Raw genomic sequence first — 22,758 nt, forward strand, 5'->3', positions numbered from 1 at the left:
GGAGCACGCAAACAACAAAAGAAGAAATGGGGTTTAGCATGTGAAGGATTTGTTTTTCGAAAAAAATTACGGCCGATTGTACGAAGTGATCGAGAATGGCCGATGCGAAGTGTTCGAGTTTGAACATCCGCTCGGCCGTGTCCATCATCAGTTTATCCGCCGTGAGATTCCGATTCCCGTAACAGGTGGACCATATTTCGACATCGTCACTCCGTATGGCTATGGAGGCCCGGTCATCAAAAATTGTACAGAAGGCAGAAGAGCCCAATTGGTGGAGGCATTTGAGCAAGCTTTCGGGGAATATTGCGCGGAACATGGCATCATCAGCGAATTCGTCCGGTTCCACCCGGTCATTGGCAATGCGCTGGATTTTGAAGATTGCTATGAGGTGCGGTATTTGCGCGAGACGGTGGGGACCAATCTGGGGGACTACGAGGATCCGGTCCAAAGCGAGTTCTCCAAGTCGACACGCAAGAATATCCGCAAAGCGCTTGAGGCGGGTGTGGTTTATGAAATCATCGAAAATCCGCGAAGCCTGGGCGAGTTCAAAGACATCTACCATGAAACCATGAAACGAAATAATGCGGATGCCTATTATTATTTCGAAGAGGATTATTTCACGGAATGCCTGAAATATTTTGCCGACCGCATCGTGTTGACGAAAGCGATCTACGATGGGCAAGTAATCGGGATGGGCTTGAATTTCACTTACGAAGACCGCATCCACACGCATCTATCCGGGACTTTGAGTGATTACAACCATGCTTATCCTGCCTACGTACTGCAATACGCGCTGACGGTCTGGGGGAAAGCGAACGGTTACCGGCTGATCCATGACGGCGGCGGGAGGACCAACGACCCGAACGATAATTTGTTGATGTTCAAGCGGCAATTCGGGAAAAATACCCGTTTTGATTTCTATATCGGAAAGAAGATATGGAACAAGCCGGTTTATGAGGAATTATGCGAACTGAACGCGGCGGACGCAGCGACCGATTATTTCCCGGCCTACCGCTGCAAAAAGCATTTGGAAGCGAGCCGTGTCTAAGCGGCGTATGATGAAAGGACGTGGACCCATTGAATGACCTGTTTTTTGAAGAAGCTTACGGCAAGCTCTATGAAAGGATGGAGCATGGAGCCTGTGAGGAATTCGTATTCCAAAGCGCATACGGTGAAATAAGGCATCTGTTTATCAAGCGTGAAATTCCGATGCTGATTCACGGGGAGAGATGGTATGATGCCATCACTCCGTATGGGTATGGAGGTCCGCGGATCATGCACTGTACGACCGGCTGCCATTCCGACTTGGTCACTGATTTTGAGCTTGCGTTCCGTGAATATTGCAAGGACCAGCGCATCGTCAGCGAATTCGTCCGCTTTCATCCGATTTTCGACAACGCTCGCGACTTTTCCAATTGCTACGACGTCACATTCCAGCGCGAAACCGTCGGAACGACACTCGACGGCTTCGACGATCCGGTTGCTTCCGAGTTTTCGAAATCTGCCCGAAAAACGTTGCGCCGTTCGCTGAATGCGGGGGTCACGTGCCGCATTACCGTAGCGCCGAGCGACCTTAACCGTTTCAAGGAAATCTATTATGAAACGATGAGCCGTGTCCATGCCGACGCGTATTATTTCTTTGACGATGATTATTTCGATAGCTGCCTGCTGAAATTCGCCGACAAAATTGTCTTGGCTGAAGCCATGTATGAAGGGCAAGTGATCGCTGCAGAGCTGCACTTTCTTTATGACGGCATCATGCACACGCATCTTTCGGGCACTGTCCACGATTTCCACCAGCTGTCGCCGATCTACGTCCTGCAATACGGCGCCGTGCGCTGGGGCAAGGAGAACGGCGTCAAGCTCATCCATGCGGGTGGCGGCCGGACGAACGATGCGGAAGATCCGCTTTACAAATTCAAGAAAAAATTCGGCCAGCATACCGGCTTCCGTTTCTACACCGGCCGGAAAATCTGGAACGCCGAGATTTACGAAGAACTGTGCAAAAAGTCCAGAGCCAACGCGGACGAACCTTTCTTCCCGGCGTACCGGGCGAATGCCAGCAAGCAATTGAGCAGCGTATGAAACTTCATGAAACCCCCAAGCGCCCGCCGCGTTTTTGGCTGGCGTTTTTTTTATTGTCTTGTTGTTGATGGGGGTCTTTATGTGAGTGAAAGTTTAGCTGGACTTGAGAGTAAGCTGGATAATTCATTGATCTTTTCAATTTATGCTAGCCGCCTCCCGCTTGGGGCTGGCCTCTTTGCACTAAGCCAAGAAGGGCGCTTGTCTTATGGCGTCGGCTCGCCCGTGAGCGCGGTTCGGCTGATAGATTCCATTGGAATTTTTGTGTGAAGTAGTATCTTTATCCATCGATTTCGTCGACTTGTTGGAGACTCTTATTTAGGCATGTCAGTTGTAAAAAAACTGTTTCTTTCCAATTTTATTTCGAAGCGCTGACAAAAGTATTCACGCTAATTTTAACGCCTAATGAATTTTATTTCCTGACTAAAACTAGAGATGGAGCGAAGGGGAGGCGACGCCTGGGGGACCGAGCGGGACTGGCGAAACCTATGCGGCTTGCCGCAAGGGTTCGACGCCCGCCCCTCGGCAAGCGTCCTCCCTGTAGCGCAATCTCCGCCACAAAAAACTTTAATCACTCTTTCTTCACTAAAAAGTTGCTGAATTCACCAAAGCTTTTTCAAAACGCCTAATCAGTTTAACCCTCTTTTAACCTCCGCCCCATAGGATTAACAACAACAGGATTCCATCCGCGCCAAACTAAGGAGGATCGCCGCCGCAAACAGATGGCCGGATCAAATGATATGCTGCACCACTGCTTCGGGAGCGGATCTTGGCTTCCAGAATGAACGCAAAAGAGGTTGAAACTATGGAGAAAACAGTCATCGCCATCATGTTCGTCGTCATCATCACGAAAGTTCTCGGCTTTTCACGGGATATCTTCCTATCTTTTTTCTACGGTGCCGATGGATTGACCGACGCCTACCTGATCTCGACCGATATCCCGACGGTGTTCTTTGCTTTTATCGGCATGGGCATCGCCGCGAGCTATATACCCGTCTACACGAAAATCCGTGAAGAACGGGGCGATGTAGCGGCAGAGCGCTTTACCGCCAACGTCACCAATGCGGTCTTGCTGCTGTCGACGGTGCTGGTCATCCTGCTCTTGGTGTTCCCGGTGCCGATCGTCAAACTGTTCGCCTACGGGTTCGAAGGGGAGACGCTGCGCATCGCGGTGCTGTTCACGCGGATCATTTCGCTGACGCTTTACTTCACTGCCTTGATCTTCATTTTCACCAGCTACCTGGAAGTGAAAGACCGTTTCCTGCCGACGGTGCTGAGCGGGTTGCCGCTGAATGTGCTGTTGATCACGACGATTGTGGTCAGTTCGAAAATGGACATCATGATGCTTGCCATCGGCACAGTCATTGCGGTCATCGTGCAATTTCTGTACATGGTGCCGGCTATACGGAAAAGCGGTTACCGCCACCAATTGGTGCTGAACCTGAAAGACCGCGACCTGAAGCAGATGATGATGCTCGCAATTCCGGTCATCATCGGGGTATCGGCGGACCAAATCAACATCCTGGTAGACCGGACCATCGCTTCGCAGCTAGCAGAAGGCGGGATTTCCGCATTGACCTACGCACACCGCATCGTGTTCTTCGTCCAGGCGATTTTCGTGCTGGCGGTCGTGAAAGTGATGTTCCCGAAAATCTCGAAATTGGCAGTAAGGAAAAATATGGAAGAGTTAAAAGCTGTAGTCGGGAAGATCATCACGACAGTGTCGTTGATTGTCATTCCCGCTGCGGTCGGCATGATGATTTTCGCCCGGCAGATTACGGAGCTGCTGTTCGGCCGCGGGGCATTCGAGGAACGGGCGATTGCGATGACAACCGGATTATTGTTCTTCTACGCGCTGGGCCTGCTCGGGTTCGGGCTGCGGGAAGTGCTGTCGAAAGTGTTTTATTCCCTGGAAGATTCACGGACGCCGATGATCAACGCATTCGGTGCCATGTTTTTGAACGTCGCGTTGAACCTGGTGCTATCGCGTGTGATCGGGCTGAACGGCTTGGCGCTTGCGACCAGCATCGCGGCGATCGTCAGTACGGTGCTGTTATATGCATCGCTGGTCCGGAAAATCGGCTCGCTCGACAGTCGCCGGCTTATGGTCGACTTGGCGAAAGGCATAATCGCCGCCATCGTCATGGGCATCGCGGCCAGGACGGCATTTACGGTTTCTTTGCTCGCTGTGGGTGACATTCCGGCATTGTTCATCGGCGTGCTGACAGGGGTCATAGTCTATGCGGCGATGCTGTGGCTGCTGCAATTAAGCGATATCGCTTATTACAAGGCACGGTTGATGGCCTTGGCCAGACGTTGAAAAGAGGGGGTGGGGTTCATGATTTATGTACTTGGGTTTTTTGTGATACAGATTCTCGCAACATTTTTAATCAAAGATTTTCTTCCGCCGGGTGATGGATATGCGATGCTTCTCGTCTTCACTGGAATCGTCGCCATATCCTTGTACCTGTACCGCACTTTGAAGAATGAATGGCTGTTTGTCATTTTTGCGGGGTTCGCGGTGCGGGTGGTCATTTTATTCATCGATTTGTATGTACCGTCCATCGGGATTTTCTCGAGCGGCACGGATACGGAATATTTCCATGAAGTTTCCGTGCTGGTAGCGAACGGCCAATATCCGCTGGACCAGACTTCGACGGTGTATGTGCCGTTTCTTTCAGGGCTCTACTACATGATCGGGGACCAGCGTGCTTACTCGCAATTCCTCAATATCGCCTGCTGGGTGTTCTCGGCCGTATTCCTCTTCAAGTCGCTGAACTATTTGCAGATCGAAAAAAAGTTGAGCTTTATCGCATTGCTCATCTTCACGCTTATGCCGAACAGCATTTTCATGTCGAGCATCCTGCTTCGTGAAGCGCTGATCATTTTCTTCACGACGGTTTCGCTTTATTACTTCCTGCGCTGGATCGGGGAGCGTTCGTTCCTCCAATTCGGCTGGGCCGTGGTGCTGTCGATTCTTGCGATGATGTTCCACACCGGCATGATCGGCTTGCTGCTCGTCTATATCGCATCGTTCGTCTGGCTGGAGCGCGGGAAGATGGGCAGGAAAATTTCAACTCCGCTCATCTATCTGTTATTTGTCGGCGGCATCGCATTTCTCGTCTTCCAGAACGCCGATGTCTTCTTGAGTAAATTCGTCACGGAAGAAGGCGGGACGGTCGACTACGAGATTTTCGCTGAAGGCGGTTCGGTCTACCTGGCGAGCTTCAGCGGATTATCCGGCATAGCGGCGTTGCTCGTCGCACCGCTTAAAATGTTCTACTTCCTGTTTTCGCCGCTTCCGCTCGATTGGCGGGGAGGCGGGGATATCGTCAGTTTCCTGTTTGATTCCACCGTTTACCTGTTCCTGATCGGCGCTACGCTTTACGGCCTGTTCCGGAGCGAAATGCCGGTGAGGACGAAAATATTCATCCTGCTGGTGATCGGGATGACCGTTTTCATCTATTCGTACGGGACGCAAAGTGCCGGGACGGCGATGCGCCACCGCAATAAAATCATCCCGCTATTATTGCTGTCCTATGCGGCAGCGAATAGCAAGCAATTGCTGGAATTCACCAAAATGAAATGGACGGGGAAAAAGGGGGAGAAGGTGGGCTCATGATGGAAAACCTGAAAATCGCAATTGTTGGGGCCGGGGAGACAAGCTTGCTTGCAGCGGCGACATTCGGCACCGTTTATCCGGTCATCGTATTCGATCCGGATCGCTCCAAAAGGGCAAGGTTTGATGAAAAGGGCATCGCTTTTACAGATCAAGCCAGCGAACTGGCTGATGCCGGCATCCTCCTGATCACTGGTTCCAAGCGCCCTGTCTATACATTGGACGGGCTTTCGGAGCTATGCCGGATCGTCGGAAGCCATATGAAAAAAGGCTCGGTGCTCATTTTCGAAGCCCCGGTCTATCCTGGCACAACCGAAGAAACCTGCATCCCCCTGCTCGAGCAGCATTCCGGCCTTGCCGCCGGAAAGGAATTTTTCGTCGGTTTCGTCCCGGCGAGATGGCAGGGCGGTGAAGCCCAGGGGAAGGTGGCGAAAATGCGCAAAGTGATCGCCGGGCAAAGCGGCCCGGTCACCGATTATCTCGCAGATCTATTCGCCCCGGTCCATGACGGCGGCATATACAAAGCGAAGTCGATCCGTGTCGCCGAAGCGGCCCAATTGCTCGAGATCGCGCAAAAAGAAGTGAATATCGCTTTGATGAACGAAGTGGCGCTGACCTTGAACCAGCAAGGAATCGATACGCATGATGTATTGGAAACCGCCAACACCAGGCGGGGCTTTATCAAATTAGAACCCGATCTCCTCGGGGACCATGCCGTGCCCTGGCATGGAATGGACCAATTCTGGTGCAAGGGGGAACAGAAGGGCCGGCAAGTGGCACAGCGGGTCATCAAGAAACTGATCCAAAACGAAGTCATCATCCATGAAGCGCGCATCACGGTGCTCGGTGTCACGAGAGAAGACGGGACAAGCGAAGCGCCGGAAGCGGGGGTGATCGAACTTGTATCGGAGCTCCAGGAATATGGCATGGATGTCCAGGTCGCGGATGCCAGGCTCGAAATGTGGCAGGCGGAATGCGCAGGCGGCGTTTTGCTGACGAAGCAGGAGGAATTGCTTCCGGCGGTTTCGGTCATACTCGCGGTGCCGCATGAAGCTTACCGGAAAGCGGGATGGAAGTTATACGAGCGATTGCTCGACGGCAAGTCAGGTTATGTATTCGATGTCAAAAGCATACTTGAACGGAATGAAAAACCCGAGAAGGTGACCTTATGGAGAATGTGAGGAGGGGGCAGCCCATGATTGTTGGAGATTTCAGTGAAGAAAAAAAGCAGCCGAAGCGCTCGAATGTGGCGGTAAGGGTACTGGAAGCCGTCATTGCCGCTTTGATGCTATTGGCCTTATCGCCATTATTGGTAACGGTCGCTCTATTGATCCGTCTCGAGTCGAAAGGCCCTGCAATGTTCAAGCAGCAGCGCGGAGGGCTTTACGGACGGCATTTCACGATTTATAAATTCCGGACGATGGAGCACGGTCGGGATAGAAAACGCAACCGCATCGACCCGTTCGACGGTGACCCGAGCATTACGAAAATCGGCAACATTCTCCGCAAAACAAGCATCGATGAATTGCCCCAGCTGATCAACATCGTCAAAGGCGATATGTCGTTCATCGGGCCACGCCCGACCGTCACCGACCAGACCGACAACTACAACGATTACCAGAAGCAGCGGCTGATGGTGAAGCCGGGAGTCACGGGGCTCGCGCAAGTGAGCGGGCGCAACAGCTTGAGCTGGGATGAAAAAATCGATATCGATATCGATTATATCAACCGCAAAAGCCTGCGCCTGGATTTATATATCTTGGCCCAGACGGTGGTCAAAGTATTCCGGACAGAAGAAATTTATGAAAAAAGCTGAGCGGAGGGTAATGCCATGACAACGAAACTGATCCATGCCGTCACTGTTTCGGAAAGTTTGAGCTTTATGGATGGCCAATTGCGCTACTTGAAAGACCGGGGGTTCGAACCGAAAGCGTTGAGTTCCAAAGGGCCGGGTTTCGAGGAGTTCCGTGCAAGCGAACAAGTGGAAATGCTCGAATTGCCGATGGACAGGGGCATTTCACCGCTGAACGATCTCCAATCGCTTGCCCGTTGCGTCTCGCTGTTCCGGCGGGAACGCCCGTCAGTCGTCAATGCCAGCACACCGAAAGCGGGACTGGTGGTCACGATCGCTGCCCGGATTTGCCGTGTGCCCGTCCGGGTCTATACGATGCGGGGCTTGAGGCTGGAAACGACAGCAGGGTGGAAGCGCAGCTTGTTGTTGAACATGGAAAGGATGGCCGCATCTTCCGCCACCCATTGCTTGGCGGTATCCGATAGCTTGCGGGCGCGGGCGGTCGAATTCGGGATTGCCGGTGAAGGGAAAATCAGCGTGCTCGGAAAAGGCAGCGGCGATGGTTTTAATGTCGCGAAATTCCAGGAGACCCCGGAAATCGCGGCAGCCAAGGATGAACTTCGAGAACGATACGCCATCCGAAAAGAGCATACTGTTCTCGGGTTTGTCGGCAGGCTGACAAAAGACAAGGGAGTCAATGAACTGGTTGCCGCATTCAAGCAGCTAAGCCTTGGAAACGAGCAGCTGCGCTTGCTCATCGTCGGCGATTATGAGGATGATGACCCGGTGGAAGAAGGCGTGAAATGGGAAATCGAGAACAACCCGAAAATCATCAAAACCGGATTTCTTCCGGATCCGGTGGCTTATTACCATTTGATGGACATCTTTGTGTTCCTGACGAAACGTGAGGGTTTTGGCAATGTGTCGATCGAAGCCGCTTTATGCGGGCTGCCGGTTGTGGCATCCAATGTCACGGGTGCACGGAACACGATTGTCGATGGAAAGACCGGCTGCCTGGTGGACCCTGAAAACCTTCAGGAAATCACCGAAACGGTTGGGCGGTTGATAGCATCCGAAAGTTTGCGCGTACGGTTTGGGGAAGCCGGGCGGGAATGGGCAAACACCCATTTCAGCAACGAGGTGCTATGGAAAGAGCTGGACAGTTTTTATAAAAACTGTCTCGGCGAATCGCTGGTACCAGCCGGCGAATTGAACTAAGGGTTCAGGTCATGCGGGGAAAATCAAAAACAAAGGGGAGTTTCATTTGAAAACATATTATTATATTGCGTCTGCCGGAGTGCTTGGGGTCAAGACGAATATCAAGAATTTCGGCTGGTCATACGGCCATAACGTTCCGGAAGGCACCATGGAACAATACGAACGCTGTGCGGTCCGCATGCAGGTCGATTTAAGGGAATTCAATGAAGATGCCCAACACGAGACGATGGGCAAATACCATTATTTCAGCGGCACGCCAGGAGCGGACAAAATCTATTACACACGCAATTACGCAGGCAAAGGGCGCATGCGCATCCGCGCGGAAGGGTTTTTGACGGATGAGCCGAAAATCACCGTCAACCGCGCTTACTATAAACTCATTACCCACCGGATCATGAACCTTCATTCCATAGGCTATATCATGACCGATCTCGCGACGCTGCTGTTATTGAAGAAAGGATATGCGCCGATCCATTGTTCCGCGTTCAAGAAGGATGAATCGACTTTGACGGTGTTCGCCCCGCCGGATACCGGCAAGACATTGAGCAGCATGACGGCTTGCATGGAGCACGGCGCTGAATTCATCGCAGAAGATCTGGCCATCACCGACGGCAGGACGATCCATTCCGTTCCGTGGACCAGCACATTCCGCTATTATTCCACTGTTGAGCAGGGAATGGGCGCGAAGATCAAGAACCGTGTCGATAAACTGTTGCCGGTCATGGAATACATCAGCTTCAAAAAGCCGGACCCGATTACGGAATATGTCGGCGAACAGACATTGCTCGATCAACAGGTTGTGACGCATGTCGCCATCCTGGAACGCGGTGAAGACTATGTCGCAGAACAGGGCGAAGCGGTGGCGCTCCAGAAACTGATGAACTTGAACCGCTATGAATTCAACTATTTGCGTTCACCGCTGTTGACGGCTTATGAATTCTTCAATCCCGAATTGAAAATCGACCAAGCGCTCGCCAATGAACGCGAAATCTTGACGAAATTGATCCGGGGAAGCGAGAAAGTGTTCTCCGTGAAAAAGAATAACGCCACCCATTATGCGGAGGAATTATTGGAACAAATCGGCAGCCCGGTCGCACCAGCCCAAGCGGTGCAAGGCGCCTGAAAGGGAGCGGTCCATCATGTCAGCAAAAGTGTTGCACGCCATGACCATTGCCCAAAGCCTGCAATTGGTAAGGGGGCAATTGAAAACTTTGGAAACGCGCGGCTATGAAGTGAAAGCTTTGACTTCGGAAGGAAGCTACGCGGAGATTTTCGAACAAGAGGAAGGCGTGCGGGTGCTCCATGTCAATATGGAACGCGAAATCGCCTTGAAGAAGGACCTGGACTCGCTGTTTGAGTGCATCCGTGTCATCCGTTCCGAAAAGCCGGATATCGTCAATGCCGGGACGCCAAAAGCGGGATTGATCGTGTCGCTCGCTGCGTATTTCTGCAGGGTGCCGGTGCGCGTCTATAATGTGCTCGGGTTGCGCCTGGAGACGACCGGGGGCATCAAGCGCCAAATCCTGCTGATGGCAGAGAAAATTGCCGCTGCGTCGTCGACACATATGCTTGCAGTATCACCGAGTTTGAAGCGGCAAATCGTCGAACTCGGCATCGCGCCAGCCGATAAGATCAAGATTCTCGGCCATGGCAGCGTCAACGGCTTCGACCTGCAGCGTTTTGAACTGGATGCGGACATGAAAAGGCGTGTGGAAGAAAAACGCCTCGCTTATGGGTGGACAGGTGAAGAGCTTGTTCTCGGTTCGATGGGCCGGATCACCAAAGACAAAGGCATCGACGAAACGGTACGGGCGTTCACTGAATTGAATGAGCGCCATCCGAATTTAAGGCTGCTCATCGTCGGGGATTATGAATCGGCGGATGCGGTTTCCGAATGGACACGCAATACGATCACAGATCACCCCGATATCGTCCACGAAGATTACCAATTGGACCCGGTGCCGTTTTATTATTTGATGGATCTGTTTTTATTCCTGACAAAGCGCGAAGGCTTCGGCAATGTCTCGGCGGAAGCTGCGCTGACGGGAATTCCGGTCATCGCGGCGGACGTGACGGGCGCGCGCGACACATTGGTGGACGGGAAGACCGGCTATTTGGCCGACCCCGACAACCACAGGGATGTCATGGAGAAACTGGAAATATTGATCGATGATCCCGCACTGCGCAAAGAATTGGGTTCCGCCGGGCAGGAATGGGTGCGCCAGAATTTCAGCAATGAAGCCTTGTGGGAAGAGATGGATACTTATTACCGGACTTGTTTACTGGAACGGTCAAGTGTGCTCGGGGAAGCGCAGTGAGTGTTGCCTGTGCAAACTCGTTTCCCTCTTGGAGACGGATGTAAGCCAAAAGAAAAACCCGGCATGCTGTATGCCGGGTTTTGTTTATGCCTTCATTCTTCCCTTGGGGCGATGCTGATCGGGCGGATGGAACCCCAAGGCGCAACGTCGATAGTGACTTCGAGGTCGACCGCTTCTTCAAGTTCAGGGCCGCGGCCTTGTTCGACATAGAAATTTTCAAGCTGCGGGGCGACGACACGGCGGTCATATTTGCTGCCGTTGATGGCACCGAAGAACGGCTGCTCTTCGATCCGGTCGATGACGGCGTAGCCATCTTCGCCCTCGGCCAGAGTGAAGTAGACGGTTCCGTCGCTTATTCCGGCAGGCGCGTCAAGATCCGGGTACTGCAGCATGACGTATTCGCCGTAGAATGGATCGAACGGGTCGAATGGTTCAGCACGCAGCAAATATTGGTCGCCGAACCAGGAAGTAGCGTAGAAGCTGACAACGAGCAACGCGACGAATATGGTCTGCAAGGCAGGCATTAGCCATTTCTTCATGTCACTGCACCTTCTTTCTTGCGGTTAAGCCACCAGGCGATGCCTGACAGCACGAACAACAGGATGGCACCGATCAGGAAGAACAGCGACATGTCGAGCCGTTCCCACGCATAGATGACATAGATGACGAACTGGACAACGATGAAATAGACGAATCCCAAGGCGAGCGGCTGGTCCTGCCGCTGCGCGATGATCAAATAGCCCAGTGCGGTCAATTCCGCGGCGACCGCTAAAGCGATGGCCGTTTCATCGTAGAGCATGAAGCCGACCAGCCCGATCACGCCGAGCCACATCAAGCGGCGCTCCCGGAAATACGCAAGTGCCGCGACTGCAATACCTGCGGCGGCGAGGGCGATCGATTCCGGCATCGATAATTCGACTAAGGCCAGGTCGCTTTCCCCGCGTATCGCCAGGAAGACGATCAGCTGGATCCCGCCCACAATCAGATAGAGCGGGGCCAACAGCTTCTGCTTGTCTTTCGGGATCAACAGTAACAGCAAGACAAGCGCGAACAAAGTCCAGATCGGGACGAGTGGGCTATCGATGTCCCATATGCTCCAGACGAGAAAACCGGAACCGAGCAGCAAAAGCCAGCTGAAGATCATCACCGGCCCCTCTTTGCTCAAAAAGAACCAGCTGAGCGTGACGGCGATGATCAGCAGCCATTCGATCAAGCCGATACCGGGAGCCGCCGATGTCAGGAGGGAAATCCCGCTGATGAACGCCAATACAGTGAATGCAGCGTGGCGCCAAATGAAGAAATGCGCGATGGCGGCAATGAACAATGCCCACGGGACGATGCTGGATCCGGTGCCGAGGTGGAAAGTCTGGCCGGTCACGACTAAGCTTGCACCGAACATCAGATAACCGAGTATGCGGAAAATGATCGGATGGCCGAAATGCTTTTTCTCCGAGAAATGGCCGATTACATAGAAAACCCACATGAGCAATACGACCATGCCGACTTTCGCGATTGCCGGGATGGCTTGCCAGTTGGCAGCGATGAAACTAAAGACGGCGAGGGCGAAAAAGATCAAGCCGATGATGAGCAAAAGAGGCAATTTGCGTTTTTTCGGCTGGCGGGTTTCAAATGCCTGGATGCGCTCGACGGCCTCTTGGTCGATCAGCCCTTCCGCGCGCCATTGGGCGAGTTTGCGTTCCCATTCCATACAGGACACCTCCCTAATTATTAACTGTATTATAAACCTATATTGTCAGAAATGACAGAAAGCGTTCTTGTTTTCTAGGCCTTTTCTAGTGATTCGGCAAGCGTAATATTGGATTTCGAAGGAAGCATCCCTGCCATGCAAGCTGTCTTTTTTGCAGGAAAGTAATCATATAAAGAGGGTTCAGGCTGCTGCATGGCGAAAGTTAAAATTACTATAGAATAAATGAAAGAATATCGGATCGGCGCTGGGAGTCCGGCTACATGATTTTGTAAGGGCGGAGTGTGAGAGAAGTGGAGTTCGTGTATGAATGGATGGGCCACATCCAATTGGGGGTATTCCTGCTGGCGCCTTTATTATTGCCATGGTGGCTGAAGCGGTATATCTGGCTTGGTTTTGTGGCAGCCGGCTATTTGTTTTATATCGCGTGGGGGCTTTATCTGCAGGCTGCAGGAACTATGGAAGAGTACGGAACCGGTTTCGGCATGATGATCCTGCCTTATTTGGCGGGGATCTCGCTATTCGGTTATATACTCCAAAAATCGGTCGGCCATGCGAAGCAGAACGATTCCGAAGAATAGAAAAGGGAGTGGACATCGGTGATCATCGATCCAACACAACAAACGAGCAAGGAAAATTATAAACTGTTGATCGGCAGTGTCTTGCCGCGCCCGATTGCGTGGGTCTCATCCGTATCCGGAGGGGGCGAATTGAATCTAGCCCCTTTCAGCTTTTTCACGGTCGCTTCGCGCAACCCGCCGATGCTGGCCTTCTCGATTGGCGAAGGTGTCGAGGCGCGGGCTGGCACGGTAAAAGACACGCTCACGAATATCCAGGAGCGGGGCGAATTTGTGGTCAATATCGTTTCTGCCCATCTTGCGAATGAAATGGCGAAAACCGGCGAACATCTTGCGCCGGACGTCGATGAATTCGCATATTCCGGATTGACGCCTGTCCCATCTGAAGCAGTTTCGGTGCCACGCGTAAAAGAATCGCCCGTCAGCATGGAATGTGAACTGGTGCAGGTCATTCCGCTCGGGGACGACCATCTTGTCATCGGCAAAGTGCTGCGCTATCACATCCAGGATGAATTATACGACAAGGGCAGGATCGATACGAAAAAGCTGGCGCCGATCGGGCGGCTTGCGGGGAACTACTCGCCAGTCGAATCGATGTTTTCATTGCCGAATGAGCATTTGGAGGAATATTTGCGGCCGCCGGTAGACAAAGACCGGGAGTAGCTGCGCCCACGGGGAGGGATGCTTCATGGCCTTGCAGGTTGAACATGTCAGTTTCCAACGTTTGCGGCGGGAACATTTGCCGCAACTTTATGAATGGATCACGAAGGAACCGCAAATCAACCGTTTTTGGGGATATAGCTATAACGGCACTTACGGGGAGTTCGTGCACGAATTTGTCGGCAGCATCAAAGGGCGGGATCCGACCGAGCCGTATCTCATTTATTACCTGGAGGAACCGATCGGCTATATCCAGACATTCCGCTGGAGCGATTATCCGGGCAGCGAACAATTCATGGAATTGCAGAAGGCGGCCGGGCTCGACATCCTTATCGGGACGCCAGCCTACCGCGGCAAAGGTTTCGGGCAAGCGATCATCCGCCGCTTTTTGGAGGAAGTGGTGTTTCGTGACGGATCGGTGACTTGCTGCGTCACCGATCCCGATATCCGCAATAAACCGGCGATCCGGGCATATGAAAAAGTGGGGTTCGAAATCGTCCGGCGCGTGGAAGAAGTGTCGGAAATCACGCGGCCGGTCTGGTTCATGCGTGTCGGGCGAAAGCAGCTGGAACAGAAGAAACCCTAGCCAAAAACGGCTAGGGTTTCAATTTTTGCTCGGCATCACGGATTGCCTGTTCCATGAAGCGTATGGGATGGTCGAGCATGCGCCCATGACCGACGGCGAGGAAGCTGGGCTGCAGCAAAGTCAAGTTCTTTGCGCTGTCGAGTGCCGTGCGCTTGTCCCAAGTCGCCATCGCCGGAAACGGGAACAGCGGCTTGAATGTCCCGGAAACGGCTGTGCCGCCGCGTGTCTGGAAAGCATCTCCTGCGAGGAGGACGCCGGAGCGTCTATCGAAAAACGAGATGGAGCCCGGCGAGTGGCCGGGGGACAGGATGACTTCGAGCGAGCCGACCCGGTCGCCTTCTTCCAGCAGGCGGTCAGGTCTGGTCTGGATGTTCTTCGGGATTCCGCCTTTGACGGGTTTGCCCCCGTCTTCCGGGGAAGCGCTCTTATCCCCGGCGAGGATTTTCGCTTCCCTTTCAGAGACGGAAACCTGTGCTGCGGGAAACTGTTTCTTCAATGCATCGAGTGCGCCGACGTGATCGATATGGGCATGCGTCAGCGCAATTTCGGTAATCGGCTTGCCGATGGTTTTCGCTGCCAAAGCGATGTCCCTTGCCGCAAAACCCAAGGCGCAATCGATGAGCGTCAAGCCTTCCTGTTCTTCGACCAAATAACAATTTACCGGAAATACTGAAGGCATAAAAGCCAATTGATAGACATTCTGCACTTTCTTGACCCGCATGGCCGCCAACTCCTTTTGGATGATTACTGCCATTTTAGCGCAATCGGCCGCTGAAATGAAGCCGGTGGCAAATAGTTGTGCCGGATACGAAGCTGGCGCATAATATCCCTAGATTGTTTTTAACGGAGGAGGAAAAGCTGTTGGTTAAGTTAAAAGGCGTGGTGCCTGTCATGCGCAACCTGAAGGAATTCGAGCGGCTGCTTGCAAGCGACCAGGAGACCATCATTTTCCTGGAAGTCAGGCTCGCCCAGCTAAAGCCGCTTGTCGCCGCTGCCAAGAAAGCGGGCAAGAAAGTCATCTTGCATGCGGATTTGATCCAAGGCTTGAAAACGGACGCTTATGGCATTGAGTATTTGGTCCGCGAAGTGAAACCGGACGGCATCGTCTCGACAAGAAGCAATGTCATCGCGCTCGCGAAGAAAAACAAATTGACGACGATCCAGCGCTTGTTCCTGCTCGACAGCCATGCGCTCGAGCATAATTTGAGCTTGATCGACCAAGTTAAGCCCGATTACATCGAATTACTGCCTGGGCTCATCCCGTCGATCATCAAAGAAGTGCATGAACGGACTGGCATTCCCATCATTGCAGGGGGCTTGATCCGCACGAAAGAAGATATCAAACTTGCTTTTGAGGGCGGGGCGGAAGCCGTTTCGACGTCCCATGCCGAACTATGGGATACATGACCAGCCGATAGCCCGGTCATTGGGCACTGCCCTTGAAAGAAGGGGCACGCTCATTTTTCAGCGGGCTTCCCCCGAAGTGCCCGATTTAATTGTTGACAGCGTTTTCAATAACTGCTAAATTGTTTTTACAAGTTAAGGACCGTGCAGGAGATTAGGAGATCCGCATCGGACAAGGCCCCATTTCAATGGGCCTTCGTTCGGTGCGGATTTTTTTGCGTTCGGGACTTAAATTATTCATGGAGATGCTGCTTGAATCCTTGTCCTGCCGGATGGCAGGTGGCGATAAAAGCGGGATGTCCGAAAAGGGGTGTATGGAAATGACAATGTTTTTAGCGGAATTGATCGGTACGATGATTCTCATCATTTTTGGTGCAGGTGTTGTAGCGGGTGTAGTTTTAAAAGATTCGAAAGCGGAAAACTCCGGCTGGATTGTCATCACGATTGCGTGGGGCCTCGCAGTGACAATGGGCGTCTATGCGGTCGGGAATTTCTCGGGCGCGCATTTGAACCCGGCGGTCACCTTAGGTTTTGCATTTGTCGGTGAATTTCCATGGTCACAGGTGCCAACCTATATTGCCGCACAAATCCTTGGCGCCATCATCGGTGCCGTGATCGTCTTCTTCAACTATCTTCCGCATTGGAACAAGACGGAGGAAGCGGAATCGAAACTTGCTGTGTTCGCAACGATTCCTGCTATCCGCCGGCCGTTTTCCAATTTGATCAGTGAAATCATCGGGACGTTCGTGCTCGTCATGGGCTTGTTGTTCATCGGGGCCAATGATTTTACGGAAGGCTTGAACCCGCTGATTGTCGGCGCGCTCATCATCGCGATCGGCATGTCGCTCGGCGGCACGACAGGATACGCGATCAACCCTGCGCGTGATCTGGGCCCCCGCATCGCACATGCCTTGCTTCCGATTCCGGGTAAAGGGCCATCCGACTGGAGCTACGCCTGGGTGCCTGTTGCCGGGCCTGTCTTGGGAGGCATCTACGGGGCGGTTTTCTATAAAGCCTTGTTTACGGGAGATTACGGATTGCCGTTCTACGCATTAAGTTTAGTGCTGCTCCTGGTATTTGTCGGGGCAGCCAGTGTAGAATTGAAAAATGGCCGTGTGAAGGCCAAGCAATTAAGAGAAAAAACCATTTCATAAGTTTGTGGAGGAGATTCCAGTGAGTAAAAAATATATTTTATCGATCGACCAGGGAACAACCAGTTCACGGGCGGTCCTGTTGAACCATGACGGCGAGATCGTCGGCACGGGCCAGCAGGAATTCCAGCAATTTTTCCCGAAACCGGGCTGGGTCGAGCACGACGCCAATGAAATCTGGACTTCGGTCCTTGCCTGCATCGCAGAAGTATTGCGGAAGACAGATGTCGCCCCATCCGAAATTTCGGGCATCGGCATCACCAACCAGCGCGAGACGACCGTCGTCTGGGACCGCAATACCGGCAAGCCGATCTATAAGGCGATCGTCTGGCAATCACGCCAAACGGACGGCATCTGCAATGAATTGAAAGACCAGGGATTGAACGAAACATTCCGCAAAAAGACCGGCCTTCTGATCGATGCATACTTCTCGGGCACAAAAGTGAAATGGATCCTCGACAATGTCGAAGGCGCGCGGGAGAAAGCGGATAATGGCGATTTGATGTTCGGCACGATCGATACATGGCTTGTCTACCGCTTGTCTGGCGGCACGACGCACATCACGGATTACAGCAATGCATCCCGCACGCTCATGTACAATATCCACGATCTTGAGTGGGACGAGGAACTGCTCGACATCTTGACTGTACCGAAGAGCATGCTTCCTGAAGTGCGACAGTCATCTGAAATCTATGCCCATACCGTCAACTATCATTTCTTCGGGCATGAAGTGCCGATTGCCGGAATTGCCGGCGACCAGCAGGCAGCCCTGTTCGGACAGGCTTGCTTCGAGAAAGGCATGGCGAAAAACACCTATGGCACTGGCTGCTTCATGCTGATGAATACCGGCGAAAAAGCGGTTGAATCCGAGCACGGATTGCTCACTACGCTCGCGTGGGGCGTCGACGGCAAAGTCGAATATGCACTCGAAGGCAGTATTTTCGTGGCAGGTTCTGCGATCCAGTGGCTGCGTGATGGGCTGCAAGTCATCGAGACAGCGCCTGAGAGCGAAGATTATGCAAAGCAAGTGGAATCGACAGACGGCGTCTACATGGTGCCGGCATTTGTCGGGCTCGGCACGCCTTATTGGGACACCGATGCCAGAGGCGCAATCTTCGGCTTGACACGCGGCACGACAAAAGCGCATTTCATTCGCGCGACGCTTGAAGCGCTCGCATATCAGACAAAAGACGTTGTAGATGTTATGATAGAAGATGCAGGGATTGAATTGAAAACTTTGCGCGTCGATGGCGGCGCAGTCGGCAACGACATGTTGATGCAGTTCCAGTCGGATCTGCTCCATGTTCCTGTTGAACGCCCGAGCATCCAGGAAACGACGGCGCTTGGCGCTGCTTATTTAGCAGGCCTCGCTACAGGATTCTGGAAAGACAAAGACGAGATTGCCGCACAATGGCAGCTCGATAAAACGTACGAGCCGTCCATGCCGGAGGAAACGAGCGAGCGCCTTTACACGGGGTGGCAGAATGCGGTAGCCGCGACTCGTACATTCAAGCCCATCAATTAAACTTACAAGTTAATTACCTGAGAGATAAATGGCCGGAGACGAGGAGAGACCATGCCAGTACAGCAGATGCAAATCTGCAGCTGTGTACGGGTCTCTCTTTTTAATGTGGAAAATATTGGATAAGGAGTCGGTTAAGAATGAAATTCTCAAGCCTAAAACGTACAGAAACTTATGGACAGATGAAACAAGCACCACTCGATGTATTGATCATCGGGGGCGGGATCACGGGAGCGGGGATTGCGCTCGATGCTGCAGCACGCGGTGTCCGCGCGGCCGTCCTGGAAATGCAGGATTTCGCAGCAGGAACCTCAAGCCGCTCAACGAAACTCGTGCACGGCGGTTTGCGCTACTTGAAGCAATTCGAAGTGAAGATGGTTGCAGAAGTCGGCAAAGAACGTGAAATCGTCTACGAAAACGGGCCTCATGTCACGACGCCTGAATGGATGATGCTGCCTTTCCATAAAGGTGGAACTTTCGGGCCGCTCAGCACGAATATCGGCCTGCGCGTCTATGATTTCCTGGCGGGCGTCAAGAAAACCGAACGCCGCCGCATGCTGTCGCGCGAGGAAGCGATCCGCCGCGAGCCGCTCGTGAAACAACAAGGGTTGAAAGGCGCCGGGTATTATGTCGAATACAAGACAGACGATGCGCGTTTGACGATGGAAGTCATGAAAAAAGCCGTTGAAAAAGGCACGCTTGCGCTGAACTATGTGAAAGTGAAAGGGTTCCTTTATGACAATGGAAAAGTGGTCGGCGTGGTAGCGGAAGACCAGCTCGACGGCACGATCCACGAAATCTTCGCGAAGAAAATCGTCAATGCGGCCGGCCCGTGGGTCGACACCTTGCGTGAAGAAGACAAATCGAAAAACGGCAAGACCTTGCAGCTGACGAAAGGGATCCATTTGGTGTTCGACCAAGCACGCTTCCCGCTCAAGCAGGCCATCTATTTTGATATGCCGGACGGCCGCATGGCATTCGCCATCCCGCGCCAGGGCAAAGTGTATGTCGGAACGACCGATACCGTATACAAACAGGACATTGCACACCCGACGATGACGGCGGAAGACCGTGACTATGTTCTCGAAGCAGTCAATTTCATGTTCCCGGACGTGGCGATCACGGCTGCTGATATCGAATCGAGTTGGGCAGGGTTGCGCCCGCTGATCCACGAAGAAGGCAAGGACCCATCCGAGATTTCCCGTAAAGACGAGATCTTCGTATCGGATTCGGGCTTGATTTCCATCGCAGGCGGCAAGCTCACCGGCTACCGTAAAATGGGCGAAAGCATAATGGACCTGGTCACCGGGCAGCTCCAAGAGGAATATGGCGTCGCTTTCAAGAAAGTATCGACGAAGAAAATGGCGCTTTCGGGCGGGGAAGTCGGCGGATCGAAAGGCTTTAAGGCATTCAAAGCCGATCGCTTGAAACGTGCCGCTGAGTTTGGGTTGACAAAAGATGCGATGGAATTGCTCGTCAACCGCTACGGCGCGAACGTCGATCATGTTTTGCGCCATTACACGGACGGATTGGCTGAGGCCGCTGAGCGTAATCTCGATCCACTCGTCTATGCGATGCTGCGCTATGGAATCGAATCGGAGGCTGTCTGCAAGCCGGCCGATTTCTTCATCCGCCGTACCGGCGCATTGTATTTCGATATCCACTGGGTGCATGCCCATAAAGAAGCCGCTGCGGATTACATGGCAGGCGTATTCACTTGGACCGCCTCACAGAAAGCGCGTTATATGGAAGAGTTGGAAATCCTTCTTCAGGAAGCTGTCATTCCGACCCCGCAATCCGAATTAAGTAAATAAGTTCTAATTGCATTGCCAGCCCCTTATCATCCATTTGATAAGGGGCTGTTTTTTTGATTGAAAAAATAAAACTTATGCCATTAGTGCTAAAAGCTGGGTTTCAACGGGTAGAGATTAATATCCATTTTTTATCGGAATTCCAAAGAATTTTTACATAGTCTAGGCATTTGTCCGGAAACGACGTATAATTTTCGTAAATATCTATTTGAATTATCAGAAAATATAGGGTGGAAAGACTATGGGATAGTGAGGGGAATGACCATGAAACAGACATCTATAGCATTGGCGGCTATGACAATAGCCCTTTCTCTGATCGGTATCGTTACAACGGCACAAGCGCAGGGGCCGACGGAAAAACCTGCAGAACGGGTCATCGTCAAACTGCGGGAAGAAGCCATCATGGAAGGCGCAGCTGCTGCACAGAAAGTCATGACAACGGAAACAGGCAACGGGCAAATCGTCACGTTCGATGTGCCAGAGGGCCAGAACATGGAATCGTTCATGGCGAAGCTCGCCAAGCAAGGCGATATAGAATATATCGAACCGGACCGGCGCGTGGAATTGGCCGCCATCCCGGGCGACCCGTATTACGCGGGGTATCAATACCACCACCGGCTGATCGGTTCAGAATCCGCCTGGGATAAGACGACCGGAAAAGCGGATGTGCTCGTGGCGGTAATCGATGATGGATTCGATTTGCTGCACCCCGATCTGAAAGGGCGTACCGTTTCGCCATTCAATATCATCACGGGGAAACCCGGGGATGTGAGCGTAGAAATCCACGGGACACATGTTGCAGGGCTTATCGCCGGCAATATGGATAATGGATCGTTCGGTGTCGGCGTGGCACCGTCGACGAGTATCATGCCGATTGATGTATTCGACGGGGCGGATGGTTTCATCTCGGATGTGGCCGCCGGCGTTTATCACGCAGTGGACCATGGGGCAGACATCATCAATATGAGCCTGGTCGCTTATGCCGACACGGAGGTTTTAAGAGAAGCTGTGCAATATGCGCATTCCAAAAATGTCCTCGTTGTAGCTGCGGCCGGCAACGATGGCATCAGCTCGCCATATTACCCGGCTGCCTATAAAGAAGTCGTTTCGGTCTCCTCGACCGATGCGGCAGATGCGCGCTCCGGATTTTCGAACTTCGGCAAAACGATTGATATCGCTGCCCCGGGCTCAGGCGTTTTCTCCATATTACCTAATGAATTATTCGGCGAAATGGACGGTACTTCCATGTCTACGCCGATCGTTTCGGGAGCTGCGGCGCTGGTCAAAGCGAATGAGCCGAACCTCAGCAACTCCGATATCGCGGGGCGCTTAATGCTGACCGCAAAAGACTTGGGGGCAGCTGGAAAAGATGATTATTACGGCCACGGCCGCGTGAATGTCGACCGTGCCCTCACTTTGGATGCCGGCCATTGGTCGGACCGGCTGGCCGGCGCGAGCCGCTACGATACGGCAGTTGCCATTTCCAAAGCTGGATGGAATTCCGCCTCGACAGTCGTCATCGCGACAGGCACTGACTTTCCGGATGCATTGGCCGGCGGTCCGCTTGCCTACCAGGAAAACGCGCCGATCCTGCTGACGAAAGGGGATGCCCTCCATCCGGCCGCTGCCGCTGAAATCCGCCGATTGAAGCCCGTCAATGCCATCCTCCTCGGCAGCAGCGGGGCGCTATCGGCTACGGTTGAAAAGCAAGTGCGCCAGCTAGTGGCCCATGTCGACCGCATTGGCGGCAAGACGCGCTATGATACGGCCGCCTTGATCGCTAAAAAAATCGACAGTGACCGGGCAGTGGTCTCCAACGGGCAAAATTTCCCGGATGTCCTTTCCGTTTCCCCGTATGCGGCGAAAAACGGCATCCCGATTTTGCTGACGCGAACCGGCACATTGCCAGCTGAAACAAAAGCCGCCCTGTCCGGTAAGACTTCGACGATCGTCACCGGGGGGACCGGTGCAGTCAGCAATGCCGTCATGGCGCAATTGCCTGGCGCCACACGCTATGGAGGGACCAGCCGCTACGATACCGGCAAATTGATCAACCAAGGCTTGCCGATGGGGAAACAGAAAGCCTTTATCGCAACCGGAACGAATTTTCCCGACGCTTTAGCGGGCTCGGTCCTGGCAGCGAAAAAGGACGCGCCAATTTTATTGACTGCCGCAAACTCGGTGCCGTCCCCGACAAAAAGCTTGCTTCCCGTGTATCCGGCATTTACGATCTTCGGCAGCAAAGGCGCAGTGGCGCCCGATGTGAAATTCGAAGTCGATTTGCAATTAAAATAAAGGGCAAAACACTTTTT

At 52.9% G+C, this 22,758-nt stretch carries 20 protein-coding genes; 17 read left to right on the forward strand and 3 right to left on the reverse strand.

Going from position 1 to position 22,758, the window contains the following annotated elements; all coding sequences use genetic code 11:
- The first annotated feature begins 40 nt into the window (after positions 1-40).
- The 9 genes from DP119_RS03370 to DP119_RS03410 all read left to right on the forward strand — a co-directional run bounded on the left by DP119_RS03370 (position 41) and on the right by DP119_RS03410 (position 11,029).
- On the forward strand, positions 41-1,048 hold the full coding sequence (locus DP119_RS03370; protein ID WP_112230841.1) for a GNAT family N-acetyltransferase: 1,008 nt from the start codon (positions 41-43) through the stop codon (positions 1,046-1,048).
- A gap of 20 nt (positions 1,049-1,068) precedes the next feature.
- The gene (locus DP119_RS03375; protein ID WP_240616365.1) at positions 1,069-2,085 is read left to right on the forward strand and encodes a GNAT family N-acetyltransferase; all 1,017 of its coding nucleotides are present in this window, start codon (positions 1,069-1,071) and stop codon (positions 2,083-2,085) included.
- Positions 2,086-2,887: 802 nt separating this feature from the next.
- The gene (gene murJ / locus DP119_RS03380) at positions 2,888-4,402 is read left to right on the forward strand and encodes a murein biosynthesis integral membrane protein MurJ (protein ID WP_167399182.1); all 1,515 of its coding nucleotides are present in this window, start codon (positions 2,888-2,890) and stop codon (positions 4,400-4,402) included.
- An 18-nt stretch (positions 4,403-4,420) separates the two neighbouring features.
- Entirely contained in the window at positions 4,421-5,704 is a 1,284-nt protein-coding gene (locus DP119_RS03385; RefSeq protein ID WP_112230847.1) for a phospholipid carrier-dependent glycosyltransferase, read from the forward strand.
- Positions 5,701-6,882 (forward strand): UDP binding domain-containing protein, encoded by a 1,182-nt coding sequence (locus DP119_RS03390; RefSeq protein WP_205853829.1) that lies wholly within the window; start codon positions 5,701-5,703, stop codon positions 6,880-6,882. The genes DP119_RS03385 and DP119_RS03390 overlap by 4 nt, the downstream gene beginning before the upstream one ends.
- Positions 6,883-6,896: 14 nt before the next feature.
- Positions 6,897-7,517 carry a sugar transferase gene (locus DP119_RS03395; RefSeq protein ID WP_112230851.1) on the forward strand — a complete coding sequence of 207 codons (621 nt, stop codon included), beginning with the start codon at positions 6,897-6,899 and terminating at the stop codon, positions 7,515-7,517.
- Positions 7,518-7,532: 15 nt separating this feature from the next.
- Complete coding sequence (locus DP119_RS03400) at positions 7,533-8,711, forward strand: glycosyltransferase family 4 protein (RefSeq protein ID WP_112230853.1); 1,179 nt, start codon at positions 7,533-7,535, stop codon at positions 8,709-8,711.
- Between the two features lie 46 nt (positions 8,712-8,757).
- Complete coding sequence (locus tag DP119_RS03405; protein ID WP_112230855.1) at positions 8,758-9,834, forward strand: hypothetical protein; 1,077 nt, start codon at positions 8,758-8,760, stop codon at positions 9,832-9,834.
- Between the two features lie 16 nt (positions 9,835-9,850).
- Entirely contained in the window at positions 9,851-11,029 is a 1,179-nt protein-coding gene (locus DP119_RS03410) for a glycosyltransferase family 4 protein (RefSeq protein ID WP_167399184.1), read from the forward strand.
- A gap of 92 nt (positions 11,030-11,121) precedes the next feature.
- Here the strand turns inward: DP119_RS03410 and DP119_RS03415 are convergent, their stop codons facing one another.
- Positions 11,122-11,568: a GDYXXLXY domain-containing protein gene (locus DP119_RS03415; protein ID WP_112230859.1), complete on the reverse strand. Its 447-nt coding sequence runs from the start codon at positions 11,566-11,568 to the stop codon at positions 11,122-11,124.
- Positions 11,565-12,737 (reverse strand): DUF2157 domain-containing protein, encoded by a 1,173-nt coding sequence (locus DP119_RS03420; RefSeq protein ID WP_112230861.1) that lies wholly within the window; start codon positions 12,735-12,737, stop codon positions 11,565-11,567. Before DP119_RS03420 ends, DP119_RS03415 begins: the two co-directional genes overlap by 4 nt.
- A gap of 290 nt (positions 12,738-13,027) precedes the next feature.
- Between DP119_RS03420 and DP119_RS03425 the strand changes: the two genes are divergently transcribed.
- The 3 genes from DP119_RS03425 to DP119_RS03435 are packed head-to-tail and all read left to right on the forward strand — an operon-like array spanning position 13,028 to position 14,558.
- A complete protein-coding gene (locus DP119_RS03425; protein WP_112230862.1) occupies positions 13,028-13,315 on the forward strand; it encodes a hypothetical protein in 288 nt (95 codons plus the stop codon).
- An 18-nt stretch (positions 13,316-13,333) separates the two neighbouring features.
- Complete coding sequence (locus tag DP119_RS03430; protein ID WP_112230864.1) at positions 13,334-13,975, forward strand: flavin reductase family protein; 642 nt, start codon at positions 13,334-13,336, stop codon at positions 13,973-13,975.
- Positions 13,976-14,000: 25 nt separating this feature from the next.
- Positions 14,001-14,558: a GNAT family N-acetyltransferase gene (locus tag DP119_RS03435; protein WP_112230866.1), complete on the forward strand. Its 558-nt coding sequence runs from the start codon at positions 14,001-14,003 to the stop codon at positions 14,556-14,558.
- Positions 14,559-14,568: 10 nt separating this feature from the next.
- On the opposite strand, the gene DP119_RS03440 is transcribed toward DP119_RS03435, so the two are convergent.
- Positions 14,569-15,279, reverse strand: a complete 711-nt coding sequence (locus DP119_RS03440; protein WP_112230868.1) for an MBL fold metallo-hydrolase — start codon at positions 15,277-15,279, stop codon at positions 14,569-14,571.
- Between the two features lie 140 nt (positions 15,280-15,419).
- Here DP119_RS03440 and DP119_RS03445 point away from each other — a divergent pair, with 140 nt between their 5' ends.
- The 5 genes from DP119_RS03445 (at position 15,420) to DP119_RS03465 (ending at position 22,741) form a co-directional block, all read left to right on the forward strand.
- The gene (locus DP119_RS03445) at positions 15,420-15,965 is read left to right on the forward strand and encodes a glycerol-3-phosphate responsive antiterminator (protein ID WP_112230870.1); all 546 of its coding nucleotides are present in this window, start codon (positions 15,420-15,422) and stop codon (positions 15,963-15,965) included.
- 317 nt (positions 15,966-16,282) lie between these two features.
- Complete coding sequence (locus DP119_RS03450) at positions 16,283-17,116, forward strand: MIP/aquaporin family protein (protein ID WP_112231928.1); 834 nt, start codon at positions 16,283-16,285, stop codon at positions 17,114-17,116.
- Between the two features lie 19 nt (positions 17,117-17,135).
- Positions 17,136-18,638: a glycerol kinase GlpK gene (gene glpK / locus DP119_RS03455; RefSeq protein ID WP_112230872.1), complete on the forward strand. Its 1,503-nt coding sequence runs from the start codon at positions 17,136-17,138 to the stop codon at positions 18,636-18,638.
- A gap of 137 nt (positions 18,639-18,775) precedes the next feature.
- Complete coding sequence (locus tag DP119_RS03460) at positions 18,776-20,449, forward strand: glycerol-3-phosphate dehydrogenase/oxidase (RefSeq protein WP_112230874.1); 1,674 nt, start codon at positions 18,776-18,778, stop codon at positions 20,447-20,449.
- A gap of 261 nt (positions 20,450-20,710) precedes the next feature.
- The gene (locus DP119_RS03465; RefSeq protein WP_167399185.1) at positions 20,711-22,741 is read left to right on the forward strand and encodes a S8 family serine peptidase; all 2,031 of its coding nucleotides are present in this window, start codon (positions 20,711-20,713) and stop codon (positions 22,739-22,741) included.
- Positions 22,742-22,758 lie beyond the last annotated feature (17 nt).

The organism is Planococcus maitriensis, assembly GCF_003289925.1.
Lineage (GTDB): Bacteria > Bacillota > Bacilli > Bacillales_A > Planococcaceae > Planococcus > Planococcus maitriensis.